Annotated in this window: 16 protein-coding genes; 7 read left to right on the forward strand and 9 right to left on the reverse strand. The window is 72.7% G+C overall.

Annotation, left to right across the window (positions count from 1 at the left end; genetic code table 11):
• Positions 1-142: 142 nt before the first annotated feature.
• Genes ACFYNO_RS38280 through ACFYNO_RS38295 form a run of 4 tightly spaced genes read right to left on the reverse strand, consistent with a single transcriptional unit; the run spans position 143 to position 5,566 of the window.
• Entirely contained in the window at positions 143-2,503 is a 2,361-nt protein-coding gene (locus tag ACFYNO_RS38280) for a beta-glucosidase (RefSeq protein WP_388022629.1), read from the reverse strand.
• Positions 2,504-2,511: 8 nt separating this feature from the next.
• Positions 2,512-3,330 (reverse strand): carbohydrate ABC transporter permease, encoded by an 819-nt coding sequence (locus tag ACFYNO_RS38285; RefSeq protein ID WP_388022632.1) that lies wholly within the window; start codon positions 3,328-3,330, stop codon positions 2,512-2,514.
• Positions 3,330-4,268: a carbohydrate ABC transporter permease gene (locus tag ACFYNO_RS38290; protein ID WP_388022635.1), complete on the reverse strand. Its 939-nt coding sequence runs from the start codon at positions 4,266-4,268 to the stop codon at positions 3,330-3,332. Before ACFYNO_RS38290 ends, ACFYNO_RS38285 begins: the two co-directional genes overlap by 1 nt.
• A gap of 11 nt (positions 4,269-4,279) precedes the next feature.
• Positions 4,280-5,566: an ABC transporter substrate-binding protein gene (locus ACFYNO_RS38295; protein WP_388022638.1), complete on the reverse strand. Its 1,287-nt coding sequence runs from the start codon at positions 5,564-5,566 to the stop codon at positions 4,280-4,282.
• Between the two features lie 143 nt (positions 5,567-5,709).
• On the opposite strand from ACFYNO_RS38295, the gene ACFYNO_RS38300 reads away from it, so the two are divergent.
• From ACFYNO_RS38300 to ACFYNO_RS38315, 4 genes are all read left to right on the forward strand, one after another.
• Positions 5,710-6,750 (forward strand): LacI family DNA-binding transcriptional regulator, encoded by a 1,041-nt coding sequence (locus ACFYNO_RS38300; RefSeq protein WP_388022640.1) that lies wholly within the window; start codon positions 5,710-5,712, stop codon positions 6,748-6,750.
• Between the two features lie 611 nt (positions 6,751-7,361).
• Positions 7,362-8,348: a glycoside hydrolase family 11 protein gene (locus ACFYNO_RS38305; protein WP_388022642.1), complete on the forward strand. Its 987-nt coding sequence runs from the start codon at positions 7,362-7,364 to the stop codon at positions 8,346-8,348.
• 243 nt (positions 8,349-8,591) lie between these two features.
• Positions 8,592-10,766, forward strand: coding sequence for a cellulose binding domain-containing protein (locus ACFYNO_RS38310; RefSeq protein WP_388022643.1), 2,175 nt, complete (start codon positions 8,592-8,594; stop codon positions 10,764-10,766).
• An 89-nt stretch (positions 10,767-10,855) separates the two neighbouring features.
• Positions 10,856-11,293 (forward strand): DoxX family protein, encoded by a 438-nt coding sequence (locus ACFYNO_RS38315; protein WP_388022646.1) that lies wholly within the window; start codon positions 10,856-10,858, stop codon positions 11,291-11,293.
• Between the two features lie 18 nt (positions 11,294-11,311).
• On the opposite strand, the gene xylB is transcribed toward ACFYNO_RS38315, so the two are convergent.
• A complete protein-coding gene (xylB, locus tag ACFYNO_RS38320) occupies positions 11,312-12,727 on the reverse strand; it encodes a xylulokinase (protein WP_388022649.1) in 1,416 nt (471 codons plus the stop codon).
• Between the two features lie 115 nt (positions 12,728-12,842).
• Here xylB and xylA point away from each other — a divergent pair, with 115 nt between their 5' ends.
• Together xylA and ACFYNO_RS38330 are read left to right on the forward strand one after the other, a co-directional pair.
• Complete coding sequence (gene xylA / locus ACFYNO_RS38325) at positions 12,843-14,015, forward strand: xylose isomerase (protein ID WP_388022650.1); 1,173 nt, start codon at positions 12,843-12,845, stop codon at positions 14,013-14,015.
• Positions 14,016-14,162: 147 nt separating this feature from the next.
• Complete coding sequence (locus ACFYNO_RS38330; RefSeq protein WP_388022651.1) at positions 14,163-14,777, forward strand: GNAT family N-acetyltransferase; 615 nt, start codon at positions 14,163-14,165, stop codon at positions 14,775-14,777.
• Between the two features lie 100 nt (positions 14,778-14,877).
• On the opposite strand, the gene ACFYNO_RS38335 is transcribed toward ACFYNO_RS38330, so the two are convergent.
• On the reverse strand, positions 14,878-16,158 hold the full coding sequence (locus tag ACFYNO_RS38335) for a glycoside hydrolase family 6 protein (protein WP_388022652.1): 1,281 nt from the start codon (positions 16,156-16,158) through the stop codon (positions 14,878-14,880).
• Between the two features lie 69 nt (positions 16,159-16,227).
• On the reverse strand, positions 16,228-17,202 hold the full coding sequence (locus tag ACFYNO_RS38340; RefSeq protein ID WP_388022654.1) for a glycoside hydrolase family 6 protein: 975 nt from the start codon (positions 17,200-17,202) through the stop codon (positions 16,228-16,230).
• 268 nt (positions 17,203-17,470) lie between these two features.
• Here ACFYNO_RS38340 and ACFYNO_RS38345 point away from each other — a divergent pair, with 268 nt between their 5' ends.
• Positions 17,471-18,523, forward strand: a complete 1,053-nt coding sequence (locus tag ACFYNO_RS38345; protein ID WP_388022657.1) for a LacI family DNA-binding transcriptional regulator — start codon at positions 17,471-17,473, stop codon at positions 18,521-18,523.
• 15 nt (positions 18,524-18,538) lie between these two features.
• Here ACFYNO_RS38345 and ACFYNO_RS38350 read toward each other — a convergent pair whose 3' ends face one another.
• Both ACFYNO_RS38350 and ACFYNO_RS38355 read right to left on the reverse strand, forming a co-directional pair.
• A complete protein-coding gene (locus tag ACFYNO_RS38350) occupies positions 18,539-18,904 on the reverse strand; it encodes a DUF1304 domain-containing protein (protein WP_388022659.1) in 366 nt (121 codons plus the stop codon).
• Positions 18,905-18,948: 44 nt separating this feature from the next.
• On the reverse strand, positions 18,949-19,383 hold the full coding sequence (locus ACFYNO_RS38355) for a DoxX family protein (protein ID WP_388022660.1): 435 nt from the start codon (positions 19,381-19,383) through the stop codon (positions 18,949-18,951).
• Positions 19,384-19,416: the final 33 nt, after the last annotated feature.

A 19,416-nucleotide genomic window follows, 5' to 3' on the forward strand; every position in this document is an offset into this window, starting at 1 on the left:
CCACCCCGCCCCCCCCCCCCCCCCCCCGGCCGGGGGGGGGGGGGGGGGCCCCCCCCCCCCGGGCCCCCGGCGCGCCCCCCCCCCCCCCCCCGGCGGGCCCCCCGGGGGGGGCCCCCCCCGGCGGCTCGGGAGCGGCACCGGCTCAGCCCGTGCGGAACTCCGCGTGCAGGCGCCGGGTGTGGTCCAGCACCCGGGCCGGCCCGGCCAGCCGGACGGTGGCGGTCAGCCGGACGTCGGTGCTGGAGGCGGCGACCCGCAGCTCCAGCTCCCCCGGCTCCACGACGCGTCGGCCGTCCTTCCCGGTGAACGAGGCGAGGTCGGCCGGCACGCTGACCCGCACGCGGGTCTCCTCGCCCGCCTCCAGGGTGATCCGCCGGTAGCCGATCAGCCGCTGCACCGGCTGCACCACGCTGGCGACCGGGTCGTGCAGGTAGAGCTGGACGGTCTCGCTGCCGGCCCGCCCGCCGCTGTTGCGCAGCGTGAAGGCGAGGTCGACCGCGCCCTCGGTCCCCACGGCCTGCTGCGCCACCTCCAGGTCGGACCAGTCGAAGGTGGTGTAGCCGATGCCGTGCCCGAAGCCGAAGGCGGGCGTCGGGTCGGTGCTGGACACCTCGCTGGGGCCGGCCAGCCGGGCCGCCAGGTAGGTGGAGGGCTGCACCCCCGGCCGGGCCGGGATGCTGACGGGCAGCCGGCCCGAGGGGTTGGTCCGGCCGCTGAGCACGGCGGCCACCGCCTCCGTCCCGGCCTCCCCGGGGAAGAAGGCCTGCACCACGGCCGCCGCACCGCCCGCCGCCCGCCCCAGCGCATAGGGCCGGCCGGCCAGCAGGACCAGCACCACCGGCTTGCCGGTGTCCAGCAGTGCGTCCAGCAACTGCTGCTGCACGCCCGGCAGTTCCAGGGACTCGGCGTCGCAGCCCTCGCCGCTGGTGCCGCGGCCGAAGAGGCCGGCCCGGTCGCCCAGGGCGACCACCACCACCTCGGCCTCCCCGGCCGCCGCCACCGCCTGCGCGATGCCCGAGGTGTCGAGCCCGTCGACGCTGGCCCCGGCCACCGTCCGGATCTCGCTGTCGGGGAACTCGGCCGCCAACGTCTCGCGCAGCGTCGGCAGTTCGATGCCGACCGGCACCTCCGGGTGCTGGCTGCCGACGTGCACCGGGAAGGCGTAGCAGCCGAGCACCGCGGTCGGCGTGTCCGCGTTCGGCCCGATCAGCGCGATCCGGCGCGGGCTCCGCAGCGGCAGGGTGCCGTCGTTGCGCAGCAGCACCACGGCCTGCTCGGCGATCTCCCGGGCGAGCTCCCGGTTCTCCGGGCGGTCCAGGTCGACCGAGCCGCGCAGCGCCCGCGGATCGTCCAGCGCCAGGCCCGCCAGGGCGGCCGGGACGGCCTCCCAGTCCTCGTCCAGCAGCCCGAGTTGGGCCTTCTGCACGAGCACCCGGCGCAGCGCCCGGTCGACCAGCTCCGCGGGCACGGTGCCGTCCTCGACGGCGCGCAGCAGCGGCTCGCCGAAGGTCTTGACCGTGGGCAGCTCCACGTCCACGCCGCTGGCCAGCGCCAGGCCGGCGGCCTCGGCCCAGTCCCCCGCGACGCCGTGCAGCAGCTTGAGGAAGGCGATGCCGAAGTAGTCGGCCACCACCGTCCCCCGGAAGCCCCAGGTGTCGCGCAGCAGTCCGGTCAGCAGTGCCTCGTCGGCGGCCGAGGGCACGCCGTCGGTGTCGGTGTAGGCGTGCATGACCGAGCGCGGCCGGCCTTCGCGCACCGCCATCTCGAACGGCGGCAGGATCACGTCGGCGCGCTCGCGCGCCCCCATGCCGACGGGGGCGAGGTTGCGTCCGGCGCGCGAGGCGGAGTAGCCGGCGAAGTGCTTGAGGGTGGCCACGATGCCCTCGGACTCCAGGCCCTGCACATAGGCGGTGGCCACCGTGCCCACCAGGTAGGGGTCTTCGCCGATGGTCTCCTCGACCCGGCCCCAGCGGGCGTCGCGGACCACGTCGAGGACCGGGGCCAGGCCCTGGTGGACGCCGACCGCGCGCATGTCGCGGCCGATCGCCCCGGCCATCCGCCGGATCAGCTCCGGGTTGAAGGTGGCGCCCCAGGAGAGCGGCACCGGGTAGGCGGTGGCGCCCCAGGCGGCGAAGCCGGCCAGGCACTCCTCGTGGGCCAGCGCAGGTATGCCGAACCGGTTGGCGGCGGCGATGCGCTGCTGGCTGCGGGCGAGCGAGAGCGCGCCCAGCGCCGGATCGACCGGCGCGGTGCCGAACGGGCGGGTCAGCTGGCCCAGTCCGGTCGGGAGGAGCCCGTCGAGGTCCGGCGGTTCCTCCATGTCGTGCTGGTGGGGAGCGACGTCGCCGCCCTCCTCGGAGGCTCCGACCCAGACGCCGACCAACTGGGCCAGCTTCTCGGGCAGGGTCATCTCGGCGATCAGGGCGTCCGCGCGCTCCTCGGGGCTGAGCGCGCGATCGCGCCAGCGAGCGGTCCGGCCAGCGGTCGGGTCGACCAGGTTCATGTTTCCGGTCACTTTCCCCCGACGCCCATGAGGCCCTGGACCAAGGCACGTCGGGCGAACAGGTAGACGATGAAGATCGGGAGCATCGACAGCACCACGGCACTGAGCAGGCCCGGCACGTCGACGCCGTGCTCGGTCTGGTAGTTGTACAGGCCGAGGGTGATGACCTTGGTGCTCTCCGACTGGGTGAGGATCAGCGGGAAGAGGAAGCCGTTCCACGCCTGGAGCGCGGAGAAGACCACGATCGAGGAGAGGCCGCCCTTGGAGAGCGGCACCACCAGCTGCCAGAACACCCGCCAGGGGCTGGCGCCGTCCATGGCCATGGCCTCGTAGAGCTCGCTGGTGATGTCGCGCATCGCGCCGGTGAGGACCAGCGTGCAGACCGGCAGGCAGAACGCCGCGGTGGGCAGGATGACGCCGGGCAGGTGGTCGTAGAAGCCGGCCTTGCTGATCACGTAGAACATCGGCACGATCACGGCCTGGGCCGGGATCGCCAGGCCCAGCAGGAAGATCCGGAACACCGTGGCGATGGTCCGGCCCTGGGCGCGGACGATCGCGTAGGCCAGCGGGGGCACCACCAGCAGCACGATGGCGACCACGCTCACGGTCACCAGCAGGGTGTTGAGGAAGTCCTGGCCGAAGCCGTTGGAGAAGTCGTTGACGTAGTTCTGCAGGGTCAGCTTCGAGGGGAAGGTGAGCGGGCCCTGCGAGGAGTAGTTGGAGCGGGTCCGGAAGGTCGCGATCAGCAGGACGTAGAGCGGGAAGCCGACCACGGCCAGCCAGACCAGCGAGCCGAGTCCGGCGAGGTAGTTGGGGCGCTGTCGCATCACAGTCCCTCCGCGCTGCTACGCATCTTGTCGTAGCCGGACAGCCGCACGACCGCGAGCGAGATCAGGGTGGCGACCACGACCAGGACCAGCGCGATGGCCGATCCCGCCCCGAAGTCGTATTCCTTGAAGGCCTGTTGGTACATGTAGTAGGCGCTGTTGGTGGTGTCGGTGCCGGGGCCGCCCTGGGTCAGGATCAGGACGGTGTCGAAGGTGGTGAGGCCGCCGACCAGCATCAGGATGATCGAGGTGATCATGGTGTTGCGCAGCTGCGGCAGGGTGATGTGGCGGAACTGGAGCAGCTTGCCCGCGCCGTCGATCTGCGCGGCCTGGTAGAGCACCGGCGGGATCGCCCGGGCGCCGCCCTGGTAGAGCAGCGCGTGCATGGGCGTCCACTGCCACATGCCGACGAAGGTCAGCACCGCGATGGCGCCGCTCTGGCTGCCCAGCAGGTTGCCGTCGCCGAACAGCCAGCCGAGCTGCGAGGGCAGGCCGAAGTTGGGGTCCAGGATGGCGCGCCAGACCACCGAGATGGCGGTCGCGGAGAGCAGCAGCGGGACGAAGAAGATCGCGGAGAGCACCGCGCGGTTGCGCTGGTGCCCGGCCGCCCACACGCCCAGCAGGATGCTCACCGGGGTCTGCACGACCACGCCGGCCACGGTGAGCAGCAGGGTCAGCCAGACGCTCTGTGCCATCACCGGGTCGTGCAGCAGCTTGGTCCAGTTGGCGAAGCCGTTGAACCGGGGCGCGTCGACGCCGTTCCAGTCGGCGAAGGAGAGCACCACCACCAGCACCAGCGGCACGATGGCGAACATCAGGAAGAATACGGTCGCGGGCAGCGCCCAGGCGAGGCCCGGGCGGGTCACCCCGACGCCGGTCCGGCGCCCCGGCCGCGCACGGCGGCCGGGGGCGGACGGCAGGGAGGAGGAAGCACTCATGGCGATTCGTCTCAGGAGGCGGACAGGGCCTGCATGCCCTTGATGAAGCCGTCCACGTCGATCTTGCCGTCCATGAACTGCTGGACCGCGGTGTGGAGGGGGGTGGCGGCGGCCGGCGGGTAGGCCTGGTCCCAGGAGAGCTGGAACGACGGCGCGGCCTTGACCAGGCCGAACTGGAACTTCGAGTAGTCCGGGTTGGCGGCCGTGTCGAGGAACTGCTCGGTGTTGGTGGTGGTCGGCAGATTGCCGATCGCCAGCTGCGCCTTCACGAACTCGTCGGAGTACATCAGCTTCAGGAAGGCGGCCACCGCGTCCGGGTGCTTGGTCTTCTTCAGCACCGAGTAGAAGTTGTTGGTGTTGCCGACCACGTCGGCCGGGTCGCCCTTGCCGTCGGTGACGCTGGGGAAGTTGCTGTAGCCGAGGTCGTTCTTGGCGAAGTCGGGGTCGGCGTCCTGCTGGGTGGCGTACTCCCAGGAGCCCATCAGCTCGAACGCCGCCTTGCCCTTGGCCAGCAGGGCCGGCGAGCCGCCGTCGGTGAACTTGACCGAGTCGAAGTTGGTGCCGAAGGCGCCCGCGTCGACCAGCTGCTTGAGCATGCCCAGCGCCTTCTTGGCGTCGTCGCTCTCCCAGGCGGTCTTGTCGCCGGAGAGCGCCTTCTGGAACAGCTCGGGGCCCGCGACGCGGTCGAAGACGTACTCGTACCACATCAGGGTCGGCCACTGGTCGCCGCCGCCGAGGGCGAACGGCGTGATGCCCTTGCCCTTGAGCACCTTGACGGCGTTGAGCAGGTCGTCCCAGGTCTTCGGGACGCTCAGGCCGGCGTCGGCGAGCACCTTCTTGTTGTCGAACAGCAGGACCGGCTGGGTGCCGCGCATCGGGACGCCGTAGGACTTGCCGCCGATCATCGCGGTGTTGAACACCGACGGCAGGAAGTTGCTCTTCAGGCCCGGGTCCGCGGCGATCATGTCGTCCAGCGGGAGCAGCAGGTCCGACTTCACGAAGGGCTGGATGCTGCCGCCGCCCCAGTTGAAGAAAACGTCGGGGGCCTGCGGGGTGTTGATGATGGTGTTGAGCTTCGCCTGGTAGTCCGCCCCGGGGATGGTGTCCAGGACCGCCTTGACCTTCGAGGTCTTGTTGAACGTGTCGACCAGCTGCTTCTCGACCTTGTTGCTGGCGTCGCCGTAGACCAGCACGTGGATGGTGCCGCCCGAACCCCCGGCGGAGGAGCCACCGCAGGCCGTCAGCCCCACCGTCGCCAGGGACAGTCCGAGGGCAACGGCGAAGGCGCGTCTCTTCATCTGAACTCCCCTAAAAGTTTCGGTCCGATTGCCGAAAGATCCGATGGCGGGACGCTAGGTTGCGGGCATGTTGCGGGTCAACCCCTTGGCCCGAGGGTTACTGAAGCGTGATCCGGCGATCGGGCCCAATTCCCTTGTGCTCTATGCTTCGACCCATGGAAAAGGGCGATGAACTGGGACGGATCACCCTCGCGGACATCGCGCGGGAGGCCCGGGTCTCCGTTTCGACAGTTTCGAAGGTGCTCAACGGCCGGACGGACGTGGCGGCCGCCACCCGCGGCCGGGTCGAAAACGTGTTGCGCGACCACGGCTACCAGCGCACCGCCCGCGGCGGCGCCGAGGCGCCGCTGGTGGAGATCGTCTTCCACGAGCTCGACAGCGTCTGGGCGATGGAACTCCTGCGCGGCGTCGAAACCGTGGCGAACGAGCACGGAGCCGCGCTCGTCGTGACCCACAGCGGTTCACGCCACGCCCCCGGCCCCGAGTGGATCGAGGCCGTGCTGCGCCGGCGCCCGCTCGGCGTCATCCTGGTCTTCTCCAGCCTGCCGCCCGAGCTCAAGCGCCAGCTGCGCGCCCGGTCCATCCCGTTCGTGATCATCGATCCGGCCGGCAACCCGGACCCGGACGTGCCCTCGGTGGGCTCGGCCAACTGGGCCGGCGGCCTCGCCGCCACCCGGCACCTGATCGGGCTCGGCCACCAGCGGATCGGCATCATCACCGGGCCCGGGGACATGCTCTGCTCGCTGGCCCGGCTGGACGGCTACCGCTCGGCGCTGGCGATGGCGGGGATGCCGGTCGATCCCGCGCTGGGCGCCTTCGGCGACTTCCACGCGGAGGGCGGATTCGCCCAGGGCAAGCGGCTGTTGGAGCTGCCGGACCGGCCCACCGCGATCTTCGCCGGCAGCGACCTGCAGGCGCTCGGGGTACTGGAGGCGGCCCGGGTGCACGGGCTGCGGGTGCCCGAGGACCTGTCCGTGGTCGGCTACGACGACCTGGACATCTCGAAGTGGACCAGCCCGGCGCTGACCACCGTCCGCCAGCCGCTGCGGGAGATGGCCGAGCAGGCGACCCGGCTGATCTTCACCCTCCGGGCCGGGGCGGAGGCCGCCGCCACACCGACCCGCCTGGAACTGTCCACCACCCTGGTGGTGCGCTCCAGCACGGCGGCGCCCAAACTGCCCTGATCGCACCGCACGGGCCTCCCGTTCGCCGGCCTTTCGACGTTCCGACCGCCCTCGCCCGGGCCGCCGACGGCGGCCCGGGCAGGCGGACACCGGGGCGCCGGCCCCGCCGCCGCTCGCCGCCCCGATCTCGGCATACTAATTTGTTGGCCGCCATGACGAATAGGGTGCGGCGCACACCGGATCCCACGGGCGGCGACTGAAACTTTCGAGTACCATCCGCCCGCCCTGCGCCGGCCGGCCAGCGCACCCGGCCGGCGACAACCGCGCTGCCCAGGGCCGGGCTCTCCGCCCTGACCTCCGCATCCGGCCGGGTGCGCGCGAGCGCGGCCGCCCGCGGCAGGACCCGTCCGGGGGCCGAATCGATCGGCGATCCGGTCGAAAGCGTTGACATCCCCTCCGGAGCAGCCCAACACTGGCGCCGTCGACGAGTCCGAGCGGCGCCGCAGTCGGCCCCCGCTCTCCAACCGGCTCCTGGCACAGCCGACTTGATGACTCGCCGGCCCTGCACACCGCTGCGCGACGCGGTCCCGCCGCCCCCACCTCCACCGCGGCCACCCCGGGCGCGCAGCCGTGCCCATCCACCCCCACTCACTGGTAGGACGGACCACGCCATGCACCTCCCCCACCCCGAGAGCCGCCGGACCGACCGCCTGCGGCGCCTCCTGCGCTCCTCCCGCGTCTTCGTGCCCGCCCTGGCCGCCGTGCTGGCCCTGCCCGGCACCGCCGACGCCTCGACCATCACCAACAGCCAGACCGGCAACGACGGCGGCTACTTCTACTCGTTCTGGACCCAGGGCGACGGCGCCGCCTCGATGTCCCTCAACGGCGGCGGCAACTACGGCACTTCCTGGACCAACGCGGGCAACTTCGTGGCCGGCAAGGGCTGGAGCACCGGCTCCCGCAACCCGGTGACCTACTCGGGCACCTGGAGCACCAACGGCAACGCCTACCTGTCGCTCTACGGCTGGAGCACCAACCCGCTGGTCGAGTACTACATCGTCGACAACTACGGCTCCTACAAGCCCACCGGCACCTACAAGGGCACCGTCACCAGCGACGGCGACACCTACGACATCTACGAGACGACCCGGGTCAACGCCCCCTCCATCGAGGGCACCCAGACCTTCAACCAGTACTGGAGCGTGCGCCGCAACCGCCGCACCGGCGGCACCATCACGGTCGGCAACCACTTCGACGCCTGGGCCCGCAACGGCATGAACCTCGGCTCCATGAACTACGAGATCCTGGCCACCGAGGGCTACCAGAGCAGCGGCAGCTCCAACATCACCCTCGGCACCACCACCGGCGGCGGTGGCGGCGGCGGGGGCGGCGGCGCCTGCACCGCGACGCTCTCCGCCGGCGCCTCCTGGAGCGACCGCTACAACCTCAACGTCGCGGTGACCGGCTCCAGCACCTGGAAGGTGACCGTCAACGTCCCCTCGCCGGAGCAGATCAGCTCGACCTGGAACATCAACGCCTCCTACCCCAACTCCCAGACCCTCGTCGCCACCCCGAACGGCGCGGGCGACAACTGGGGCATGACCATCATGAAGAACGGCAACACCAGCTGGCCGACGGTCTCCTGCACCACCAGCTGACCCGGGCTGCTCACAGGGGGTCCGCCGGAACGCGCTCCGGCGGGCCCCCTGACGCCGCGTCATGAAAGTTACGCCGCACCGCCCGCCGTGCACCGCAGCTCATCCGCCGCTCCGGCGCCGGGCCCGGAGGGCGCCGTAGACGCCCGCCGGCGCCACCGCCGAACCTCGGGTCACCGCCGGCGCCTCCCGTCCCACCCACCCGCGACGCCCCGGCGGCACCCACCCGTTGAGAGGAACACCCCCATGCCCCTGCGGTCCCCCTCGAGCGGGCTGCGCCTGCCCGCCGCCCTGGCCGGCCTGGCCCTGCTGGCCGCCGGCCCGCTCTGGACCACCGTGCCGAGCGCCGGCGCAGCCGCCTCCGCCACCACCACCGCCACGGTGAGCGTCAACGCCGCGCAGTCCCTCGCCACCGTGCCCGCGACGGCGATCGGCACCAACGGCTCGGTGTACGACAGCAAGCTGACCGACGCCGCCGTGCCCGGCCTGCTGCAGCAGGCCGGCGTCGGCCTGGTCCGCTTCCCGGGCGGCAGTTCGTCGGACAGCTACAACTGGAAGACCAACAGCGACCTCACGAACGGCACCCAGGCGGTCGACTTCGACCAGTACGCCACGATGCTCCAGCAGTCCGGCGCGCAGGGCATGGTGACCGTCAACTACGGCAGCGGCGACACCGTCGGCGCGAGCGAGAGCCCCGCCGAGACCGGTCCCCAGCTGGCCGCCGACTGGGTGCGCTACGCCAACGTCACCCACAACGACCACATCAAGTACTGGGAGATCGGCAACGAGATCTACGGCAACGGTACGTACGGCGGCAGCGGTTGGGAGACCGACAAGCACTGCGGCACCGGCGGCACCGGCTGCGGCCCGGCGGTGTACGCGCAGAACGCCAAGGCCTACATCGCCGCGATGAAGGCGGTGGACCCGAGCATCCAGATCGGCGTGGTGCTCACCGCCCCGGGCAACTGGCCCGACGGGGTGACCAACAGCGCCAACCCGCAGTCCTGGAACCAGGCCGTCATGACGGCCCTGGCCGGCCAGATCGACTTCGCCGACGTCCACTGGTACCCGCAGAACCCCAGCAGCGTCACCCCGCCCGGCCCGACCGACGCCGGCCTGCTCTCCGCCCCGGCGCAGATCCCGTCCATGGTCAGCACGCTGCGCTCGCAGCTCGGCCAGTACGCGGGCAGCAGCTCGGTGCCGATCATGATCACCGAGACCAACTCGGTCTCCTCCAACCCGGGCAAGCAGACCGTCGGCCTGGTCAACGCCCTCTTCCTGCCGCAGGACTACCTCGGCTGGCTGGCCAACGGCGTGTCCAGCGTGGACTGGTGGCAGATCCACAACGGCATCGTCACCGGCAGCGACAACGGCTCCGCGCTCTACGGCTCGGCGAACTACGGCGACTACGGGATGCTCGCCGACGGCAGCTGCGGCACCGTCAACGGCAGCCAGCTCTGCGAGCCCGCCGCCGACACGCCGTTCCCCGCCTACAACGGGATGACCCTGCTCGGCCGGTTCGCCCACCCCGGCGACACCCTGGTCCAGGCCGGCTCGGACCAGTCGCTGCTCAAGTCCTACTCGGTGAAGGCCTCCGACGGCTCGCTGCGGGTGCTGCTGGTCAACGACGACCCGGCCAACAGCTACCAGGTCAACCTCGGCTACACCGGCTTCACCCCGGCCGCCGGGGCGCCCAGCGTGACCACCATGGCCGGCGCCTCGGCGGCGCTGAGCACCGCCACCGCCGGCACCGCCGCCACCCAGACCGTCGCCCCGTACAGCGCGGTGCTGCTCACCCTGCAGCCCGGCAGCGCGGTGACCCCGCCGACCACCCCGGGCACGCCGACCGGCTCCGGCGTCACCAGCTCCTCGGTGGGCCTGAGCTGGGCGCCCTCCAGCAGCTCCGCCGGCCTGGCCGGCTACGACGTGGTGCAGGTCCAGGGCAGCACCGAGACCGTGCTGGCCACCCCCACCGGCGCGAGCGCCACGCTGAGCGGCCTGCGGCCGAGCACCGCCTACACCTTCGCCGTCTACGCCAGGGACACCGCGGGCAACCGGTCCGCCCGCTCCGGCACCGTCACGGTGACCACGGCGGCCGCGACCGGCGGCGGCAGCTGCAAGGTCGGCTACTCGGTGAACGACTGGGGCAGCGGCTTCACCGCCTCCCTGGTGCTGACCAACACCGGCAGCACCCCGGTGAACGGCTGGACGCTTTCCTTCGGCTGGGCCGGCAACCAGCAGCTGACCAACGGCTGGAACGCCGCCTGGACCCAGTCCGGCGGCACAGTGACCGCCACCAGCCTGTCCTACAACGGCTCGCTGGCGCCGGGCCAGAGCACCACCCTCGGCTTCAACGCCTCCTACTCGGGCGCCAACCAGGCCCCGAGCGCCTTCACCCTGAACGGCACTCCCTGCAGCTGACCGGGGATCAGCACGGCGGCGGCCGGCCCACTGCCGGCCGTCGCCGTGCGCTGCCCGCACGCACCCCTCCCCGACCCGATGGAGCCGTGATGTCCTTCCCCGCCGCCACCGCCGACCTCACCGAGCGGGCCAGGCCGCACACGATCGCCGCCCTGCGGATGGTCGCCGCCCTGCTCTTCAGCTGCCACGGAGCGGCCACCCTGTTCAACGTGCTCGGTGGCGCCCACGGCGGATCGGTGCCGGTGGGCCAGTGGCCGGGCTGGTGGGCCGCGATGATCCAGCTGATCGGCGGCGCCCTGGTACTGCTGGGCCTGGGCACGAGGTACGCGGCCCTGCTCTGCTCCGGCTCGATGGCCTACGCCTACTTCTCGGTGCACCAGGAGCACGCGCTGTGGCCGATCCAGAACGGCGGCGAGCTCTCGGTCCTGTTCTGCTGGATCTTCCTGCTCATCGCGATCACCGGTCCGGGCAGCCTCGCCCTGGACCAGCTGCTGCCCGGCGCGCGGCAACCCGCCCTGGCGCGGTAGCGCTCGCCGGGCCAGACCCTAGGCCCCCTGCAGCGCCCCCGCCCGGCGCAGGGTGTCGCTGATCCGCTCGAGGGCCTGCTCGTCCCGTGCCACGGGCTCCAGCAGCAGGCCCTCCGCGGTGCGCCAGCGGCGGGCCACCGCGTCGGCCGGCTCCCCGGTCAGCAGGGCGGCGGCCTGCGCGGCGGCGCCGAGGGCGACCAGTTCCTCGGCGGCCGGCACCTGGACGGCGCGGCCGCTCAGCCGCAGCACGGTCCGCTGCCAGGCCTGCCCGCGGGCGCCGCCGCCGATCAGCAGCAGCGGCACCTCCGGGTCGGGGCTCTCGCCGCCCCAGCGCAGCACGTCGTCCAGGGCGGTGAGCAGGGCGTGGGCGGCGCCGTCGTAGGCGGCCTGGAGCAGCTGGCCCGGGGTGGTGTCGTGGCGCAGGCCGTGCACCAGGCCGGAGGCGCCCGGCAGGTCGGGGGTGCGTTCGCCGTCCAGGTAGGGCAGCACCACCGCCGTGCCGCCGCCCTCCACCTCCTCGCGGCTGCGGCCGAGCAGCGCGGCGAAGCGGTCGACGGCCAGGGTGCAGTTGAGGGTGCAGGCGAGCGGCAGCCAGCCGTCCAGGGCGTCGGCGAAGCCGGCCACCGTCCCGCTCGGGTCGGTGGGCCGCTTGCGGCCGACGGCGTAGACGGTGCCCGAGGTGCCGAGGCTGAGCACCGGCTGACCGGGCGTCAGGCCGAGCCCGAGCGCCGCGGCCATGTTGTCGCCGGTTCCGGTGGCGACCAGCGCTCCCTGACGCACCGGCAGGTCCGCCCGGACGAAGCCGACCGCCGAGCCCGGTTCGAGGACCGGCGGCAGCAGCCCGGGGTCCAGGCCGATCCGGTCCAGGATCTCCCGGTCGTAGCCGTCCGGGCCCCACCAGCCGGTTCCCGAGGCGTCCCCGCGGTCGGTGGCGGGCTCGCCGGTCAGCCGCTCGGTCAGGAAGTCGTGCGGCAGCCGGACGGCCGCGGCCCGGTCGGCCGCGGCGGGCTCGTGCTCGCGCAGCCAGGCCCACTTGGCGGCCGTGAAGGCGGCGGTCGGGACGCTGCCGGTGCGGTGGGCGATCTCCTCCCGGCCGAAGCCGTCCCGCAGGCGCTCGGCCTGGGGCGCGGAGCGGACGTCGTTCCAGAGCAGCGCCGGGCGCACCGGTCGGCCCTCGGCGTCCAGGGCGACCAGGCCGTGCTGCTGGCCGGCCACCGAGACGGCCATCGCCCGGTCGGCCCAGCCCGTCGCGGCCACCGCCTCCCCGAACGCCTGCCACCACTGCTCGGGGTCGCTCTCGCGTCCGGCGCCCCCGCTGACCGTGTGCGCGGCCCGGCCGTGGCCCAGCACGGCACCGGTTTCGACGTCGACGGCGATCGCCTTGGTGGACTGGGTGGAGCTGTCGACTCCGATCACTGCGCGCTGCGCTGACATGCGTTCCTCCATCGTGGGGCTTCCGTTTCGACGCCTCGGCATACTAATTTGTTTTTTGCCCTGACAAACAGGTCTACCGGGCAGAAGTTCTTCCAGGCAGTGATCGGAGCCAGCAGTGACCAGCGACCCCCTCGTCCCCACCCCGGCCGACAAGTTCACCTTCGGCCTGTGGACCGTCGGCTGGCAGGGCCGGGACCCCTTCGGCGACGCCACCCGGCCCGCCCTCGACCCGGTCGAGACCGTGCAGCGGCTCGCCGGCCTCGGCGCGTACGGCGTCACCTTCCACGACGACGACCTGATCCCCTTCGGCTCCTCGGAGGCCGAGCGGGACGCGGTGGTCAAGCGGTTCCGCGCCGCGCTCGACGACGCGGGGCTGGCGGTGCCGATGGCCACCACCAACCTCTTCACCCACCCGGTCTTCAAGGACGGCGCCTTCACCGCCAACGACCGCGACGTGCGCCGCTACGCGCTGCGCAAGACCATCCGCAACATCGACCTGGCCGCCGAGCTCGGCGCCTCGGTCTACGTGGCCTGGGGCGGGCGCGAGGGCGCCGAGTCCGGCGCCGCCAAGGACGTGCGCACCGCGCTCGACCGGCTGAAGGAGGCCTTCGACCTGCTCGGCGAGTACGTCGAGCAGCAGGGCTACGACCTGCGCTTCGCCATCGAGCCCAAGCCCAACGAGCCGCGCGGCGACATCCTGCTGCCCACCGTCGGCCACGCCCTGGCCTTCATCAACGAGCTGGAGCGCCCGGACCGGGTCGGCCTCAACCCGGAGGTCGGCCACGAGCAGATGGCGGGCCTGAACTTCGCGCACGGCATCGCCCAGGCGCTCTGGCACGACAAGCTCTTCCACATCGACCTCAACGGCCAGTCCGGCATCAAGTACGACCAGGACCTGCGGTTCGGCGCCGGCGACCTGCGCCAGGCCTTCTGGCTGGTCGACCTGCTGGAGTCGGCCGGCTACCAGGGCCCGAAGCACTTCGACTTCAAGCCCCCGCGCACCGAGGACTTCGACGGCGTCTGGGCCTCGGCCGCCGGCTGCATGCGCAACTACCTGCTGCTGAAGGAGCGCGCCACCGCCTTCCGCGCCGACCCCGAGGTGCAGGCCGCCCTGGCCGCCGCCCGGCTGCCCGAGCTCGCCCGCACCACCGCCGAGGACGGCCTGGCCGGCCTGCTGGCCGACCGCACCGCCTTCGAGGAGTTCGACGTCGACGCGGCGGCCGCCCGCGGCATGGCGTTCGAGCAGCTCGACCAGCTGGCCTACGAGCACCTGCTCGGCGCCCGCTGACCGGACCGGCACGAGGGCCCGGGCCGTGCGAACCGCACGGCCCGGGCCCGCCCTTCCCCCGGCCGGTCGGGAATGCAACGATGACAACCCTATGGGAGCGCTCCCATAGGGTTGTCATAGCTGTCGTCCGACTCCGGGGGGACCACCATGCCCGTGCCCGTCATCCGCCGCTACCGCCCCGAGGACCGGGCGGCCGTCTTCGACATCTGCGTCCGCACCGCCGAGGCGGGCGGCGACGCCCGCGGGATCTACCGCGACTGGGACGTGCTGGCGAACAACTTCGCCGCGCCCTACACCGTCCTCGAACCGGACCTGGCCTTCGTCCTCGACGACGGGACGGGGCAGCCGGTCGGCTACGTGCTGGGCACCAGCGACACCGGGCGCTTCGTCCGCGAGTTCCGGGAGAAGTGGCTGCCCGAGGTCGCCGGCCGGCATCCGCTGCCGGCCGGCGAGCCCGTGACGCCCGACGAGGTGATGGCGGCGCTGCTGCACCGCCCCGAGCGCATGATCGTCCCCGAACTGGCCGACTACCCGGCCCACTTGCACATCGACCTGCTGCCCGAGTTCCAGGGGCGCGGCCACGGCCGGAACCTGCTCGCCACCCTGTTCGCGGCGCTCGCCGACGCGGGGGCGGCGCGGGTCCACCTGGGCATGGTCACCGCGAACACGGCCGCCCGCGGCTTCTACGACCGGATGGGCTTCCACGAGATCCCGGTCGCCGACGCCGGCGTCCTGACCTACCTCGGCCGCTCGACCGGCTGACCGGCTGACCGGCGGGCGCAGTGCCGGTCAGCCGGCCGCCGCGTGCGGCGGCCGCCCCGGGAGCTCCGCCGAGCCTCCGGGACGGCCGCCGGCCCCGGGGTCAGCGCCCGGTGTTGAAGGTCAGCGGCGGGTTGGCGTTCCGCACCAGGGAGACGGCCTGCGCGGGCCACCAGGTGCCGGCCGCGGGGTCGACGACGCCGTACTCCGGGTCGATCGTGCCGCCGGGGATGCTGCGGTTGCACTGGCCGTCGGACTGGCCGACCGTCTTGATCCACAGGTAGGCGTCGACCAGCGGGACCCCGGTGTCGGCCGTGGGCCGGTCGCCGATGCCCTGGCCGGGCGGGTTGCACCAGACCTGCGGGTCACCGCTGTACTTGCCGGCCGGCGGGGTCCAGCCGCCCTGCCCGTCGCGGCTGGTGTCGACCACGAAGTGGGTCAGCTGGTCCGCCGGGGCGGTGCCGGTGTTCTGCTGGAACCACTGGTCCGTCCAGTGCCAGGTGCCGGTGTCGTCCGCGTTGACCGAGTCGCCGGGCAGGCCGTCGTTGGGCGCGGCCGGGGAGTAGTACTGGCTGGCGCACCAGTCGGTGTGGCCGTGCGCGGCGGCCGGGCCCTTGGTGGCGTACCAGAGGCAGTCCGACACCCAGGTGCCGTAGTGGTCGGTGCGGTCGGTGCCGAAGAAGTTCGACACGTTCAGCGAGAAGCCCTGGGTCTTCTCGACCCCCGCCTGCAGCAGGCGCTGCGCGGCGGTGCCGACGCTCTGCCAGTGGCTGTTGCCCGCGTCCAGGTAGACGGTGGTGTTCGGCTGCTGCTCCAGCACGTCGACGGCGTACCGCAGGTCGGCGAGCCGGCCGGCCGTCAGGGCCCCGGTGGGGTCGGTGGTCGGCGAGCAGTCGGAGGGCAGGTTGGCGAGCGCGTCCGGTTCGAGGATCACCACGGCCCGGCTGCGGCCGATGCCCTGCGCCAGTCCGGCGATCCAGGCCTGGTAGGCGGCGTCGGACTGCGCGCCCCCGCTGGAGTACTGCGAGCAGTCCCGGCCGGGGATGTTGTAGGCGACCATGACGGGGACGGTGCCGCTGCCCGCCGCCCGGGCGGCCAGCCGGTGCACCTGGTCCCCGACCTGCTGCGGGGTGCCGTCGGTGAACCACTGGGCCTCGGGCCAGCTGGCGAGTTCGGCCATCGCGGCGGCGCCGGCGAGGTCGTGGTCGCGCAGGTCGCTGACGACCTGCTTGGCCGCGTCGCTGCGCGGGTCCACGTAGAACCGGGTGCCGGCCGGCAGGGTGTGGCCGCCGGTGGCGGCCTGGGCCTGGACGGGGACCGCCAGTACTGCCAGCAGGGCCGCCGCACCGGTGCAGACCAGCAGGGGTGGGATTCTGCGACTCACGTGAGTTTCCAATTCTTTCTCGTTGGCCGTGGGATCGGTGAGGGTGGGTTGGTCACCGGTGACGGTGGTTCAGTAGCCGTAGACCAGGTTGTAGGCGATCTGCGGCAGGAACTGGCCGGCGCTGGAGCCGGCGCCGGCGCCGCAGTTGCCGTCGGACTCGCCGGGCGCCTTGATCCACAGCAGCATCTCGGCGCCGCCGCCCAGCTGCGTGGGGGTGCCGGTCCGGCGGCCGGTCGGGTTGCACCACTGGCCGTTGGAGCCGTTGCCGTTGCGGCTGGTGTCGATGACGTACGGCTTGGTGTAGCCGTACCCCGACTGCAGGGCCGAGTCGACAGCGCTGCCGTAGGCCGTGTTCTGCCCGGTGGTGTAGTAGTTGGAGACGTTCAGCGAGAAGCCGCGCGCCCCGCTCACCCCGGCGTCGGCGAGGTGCTGGGCCATGGTGGTGGCGCTCAGCCAGCCGGGGTTGCCGGCGTCCAGGTAGACCCAGGTGTTCGGGGCCTTGGCGTTGAACTGGGCGATGGCGTTGCGCAGCAGCGTGTTGCGCTCGCTGATCTGGGCCGCCGACATGCAGCTCTCGTCGCCGAGCGAGTCGGGCTCCAGCACGACGACGGCCGGGCGGCTGCCGATCCCGCTGGCGAAGGCGGCGATCCAGCTGTCGTAGGCGGCGTCGGAGCCCGCGCCGCCGCCGGACAGGCCCGCGCAGATGTCGCGGTCGGGGATGTTGTACGCCACCAGGATCGGCAGCTTGCCCTGGGCCTGCGCCGCGCCGACGTAGGCGCCGGTCGCCGTGCCGATGGTGCCGCTCCAGTTGCCGAACCAGCGGGCCGTCGGCACGTTGGCGATCGAGGCCCGGATCGTGGCGGCCCGGCCGTCGCCGGGGTTGGCGTTGAGCCACTGCTGGGCGCTGGAGGCGGGGTCGGTGTAGAAGCCGTGGGTCATGGTGGTGGGGTCGGCCGCGTAGGCGGTCCCGGGCTGGACGGCGGCCAGCAGGGCGGTCAGTGCGGCCGTCGCGAACAGCGACAGCCGCCGGCGGGTACGGCTCATGGTGGTTCCTCCGCTGGGGGTGGGGTGGAGGCGGGAGGCTGGGTGGGAGTCGGAAGTGTGGGAGCGCTTCCAGTTGCCAGATGATTGGGTCGCCCATGAGCTGCTGTCAAGAACCCCGACAGGCCTTCCATCACGCAGCACTTCAGAAGAAGCGCAGCTGGACGGGTGCTCGACAGGCATCCGCACTCATGCCCTAGGATGTGGAACCGCTCCCATATCGAAGCCCGGGAGCCGACTGCTTCCCCCGCCGCAGGAGGTACACGGAGCGATGCCCAGCACGGAGACGGCTCCGCCCCGGCGCCCCACCCTGGACGAGGTCGCCGCCCGGGCCGGGGTCTCGCGCACGGCGGCCTCACGGGTGATCAACAACGCGCCGTACGTCAGCGCGGCCAAGCGGGCCGCGGTGGAGCGGGCCGTCCGCGAGCTCGGCTACGTGCCGAATCCGACGGCGCGGGCGCTCGCCAACTCCCGCACGGGCACGGTGGTACTGGCGATCTCCAGCGAGCAGCCGGGCATCTTCGCCGACCCGTTCTTCGCGGAGGTGACGATGGGCGTCAGCTCGTTCCTGGAGCAGGCGGACCTGGAACTGGTCCTGCTGCTGGCCGACACCGCACACGGCAAGGAGCGCCTGCGGCGCCTGCTGCGCTCCCGCCGGGCGGACGGCGTGATCCTGCTGGCGGTGCACGGGGACGACCCGCTCTGCCGGCTCGCCGAGCGGACCGAGCTGCCGGTGGTCTTCGGCGGCCTGCCGCTGACCGGCACGCCGCGCTGGTACGTGGACCCGGACAACCGGGGCGGCGCGCGGCTGGCCGTCGAGCACCTGGTGCGCGACGGGCGCACGGCCCTCGCGATGATCACGGGTCAGGCGGATCTGCAGGCCGCCGTCGCCCGCGAGCAGGGCTTCCGGGAGGCGCTGGCGCTGGCCGGGCTCTCCCCCGCGGGCCTGGCCGCGGGCGACTTCACCCGGGCCGGCGGGGAAGCGGCGATGGACCGGCTGCTGACGGCGCGTCCGGATCTCGACGCGGTTTTCGCGGCCAACGACGGCATGGCCCTGGGCGCGCTGCGCTCGCTGCGCCGGCACGGCCGGCGCGTGCCGGAGGACGTGGCGGTGGTCGGCTTCGACGACCTGGCCGAGGCCCGGCACGCGGAACCGGCCCTGACCACCGTGCACCAGCCGTTGCGCGCGCTGGGCCGGGAGCTGGCCCGGATGCTGGTGGCGGCGGTGGCGGGCGAGGATCCGAGTCCGCTGGTCCTGCCCACCCGGCTGACCGTCCGCGACTCCTCGCCCGCGCCGGGCTCCGGCCCGCTCCCGGCGGTCTGACCGCCCGTCACCGGGTCAGTAGTGGCTCGCCAGCACCAGGGCGAGGCCGATCAGGGCCGGGACGGTCTGGACGAAGAGGATCCGCCGGCTGGCGGTGGCCGCGCCGTAGGCGCCGGCCACCGCCACGCAGACCAGGAAGAACACCTTCGCCTGGAAGCCCACCGGGTCCGCGGTCACCGCTCCCCAGACCAGGCCGGCGGCGAGGAAGCCGTTGTACAGGCCTTGGTTGGCGGCCAGCGCCTTGGTGGCGGAGGCGAATTCGGCGCTCGTGCCGAAGGCCGCCCGGGCCCTCGGGGTGGTCCACAGGAACATCTCCAGGACCAGGATGTAGACGTGCAGCGCGGCGATGAGCAGCACTGCCGTGGTTGCGGCGATCGACATGGACAGCATGATCACACAGTCCGGTCCTGGAGGCGGGCTTCCGGCTAGGCCACGGCGGGCTGGGGAGCCCGGCGCAGCAGCTGGTCCAGGGCGAGGCTGCCCGGACCGGTGATCGCGATGAGCAGGAAGATCCAGCAGAACAGGACCGAGAGCTCGCCGCCGTTCTGGATCGGCCAGAGCGCGTGCTCCTGGTGCACCGAGAAGTAGGCGTAGGCCATCGAGCCGGAGCAGAGCAGGGCCGCGTACCGGGTGCCCAGGCCCAGCAGGACGAGTATTCCGCCGACCAGCTGGATCATCGCGGCCCACCAGCCCGGCCACTGGCCCACCGGCACCGATCCGCCGTGGGCGCCACCGAGCACGTTGAACAGGGTGGCCGCTCCGTGGCAGCTGAAGAGCAGGGCGGCGACCATCCGCAGGGCGGCGGTCGCGTGCGGCTTGGCCCGGTGCACGAGCGCGTCGGCGTTCGTCGAGAAGGACATCGGGTCTCCAGATCGTCGGGGGTCGTGGTGAGG

It is taken from the genome of Kitasatospora sp. NPDC006697, assembly GCF_042869935.1.
In the GTDB taxonomy this organism is placed as follows: domain Bacteria; phylum Actinomycetota; class Actinomycetes; order Streptomycetales; family Streptomycetaceae; genus Kitasatospora.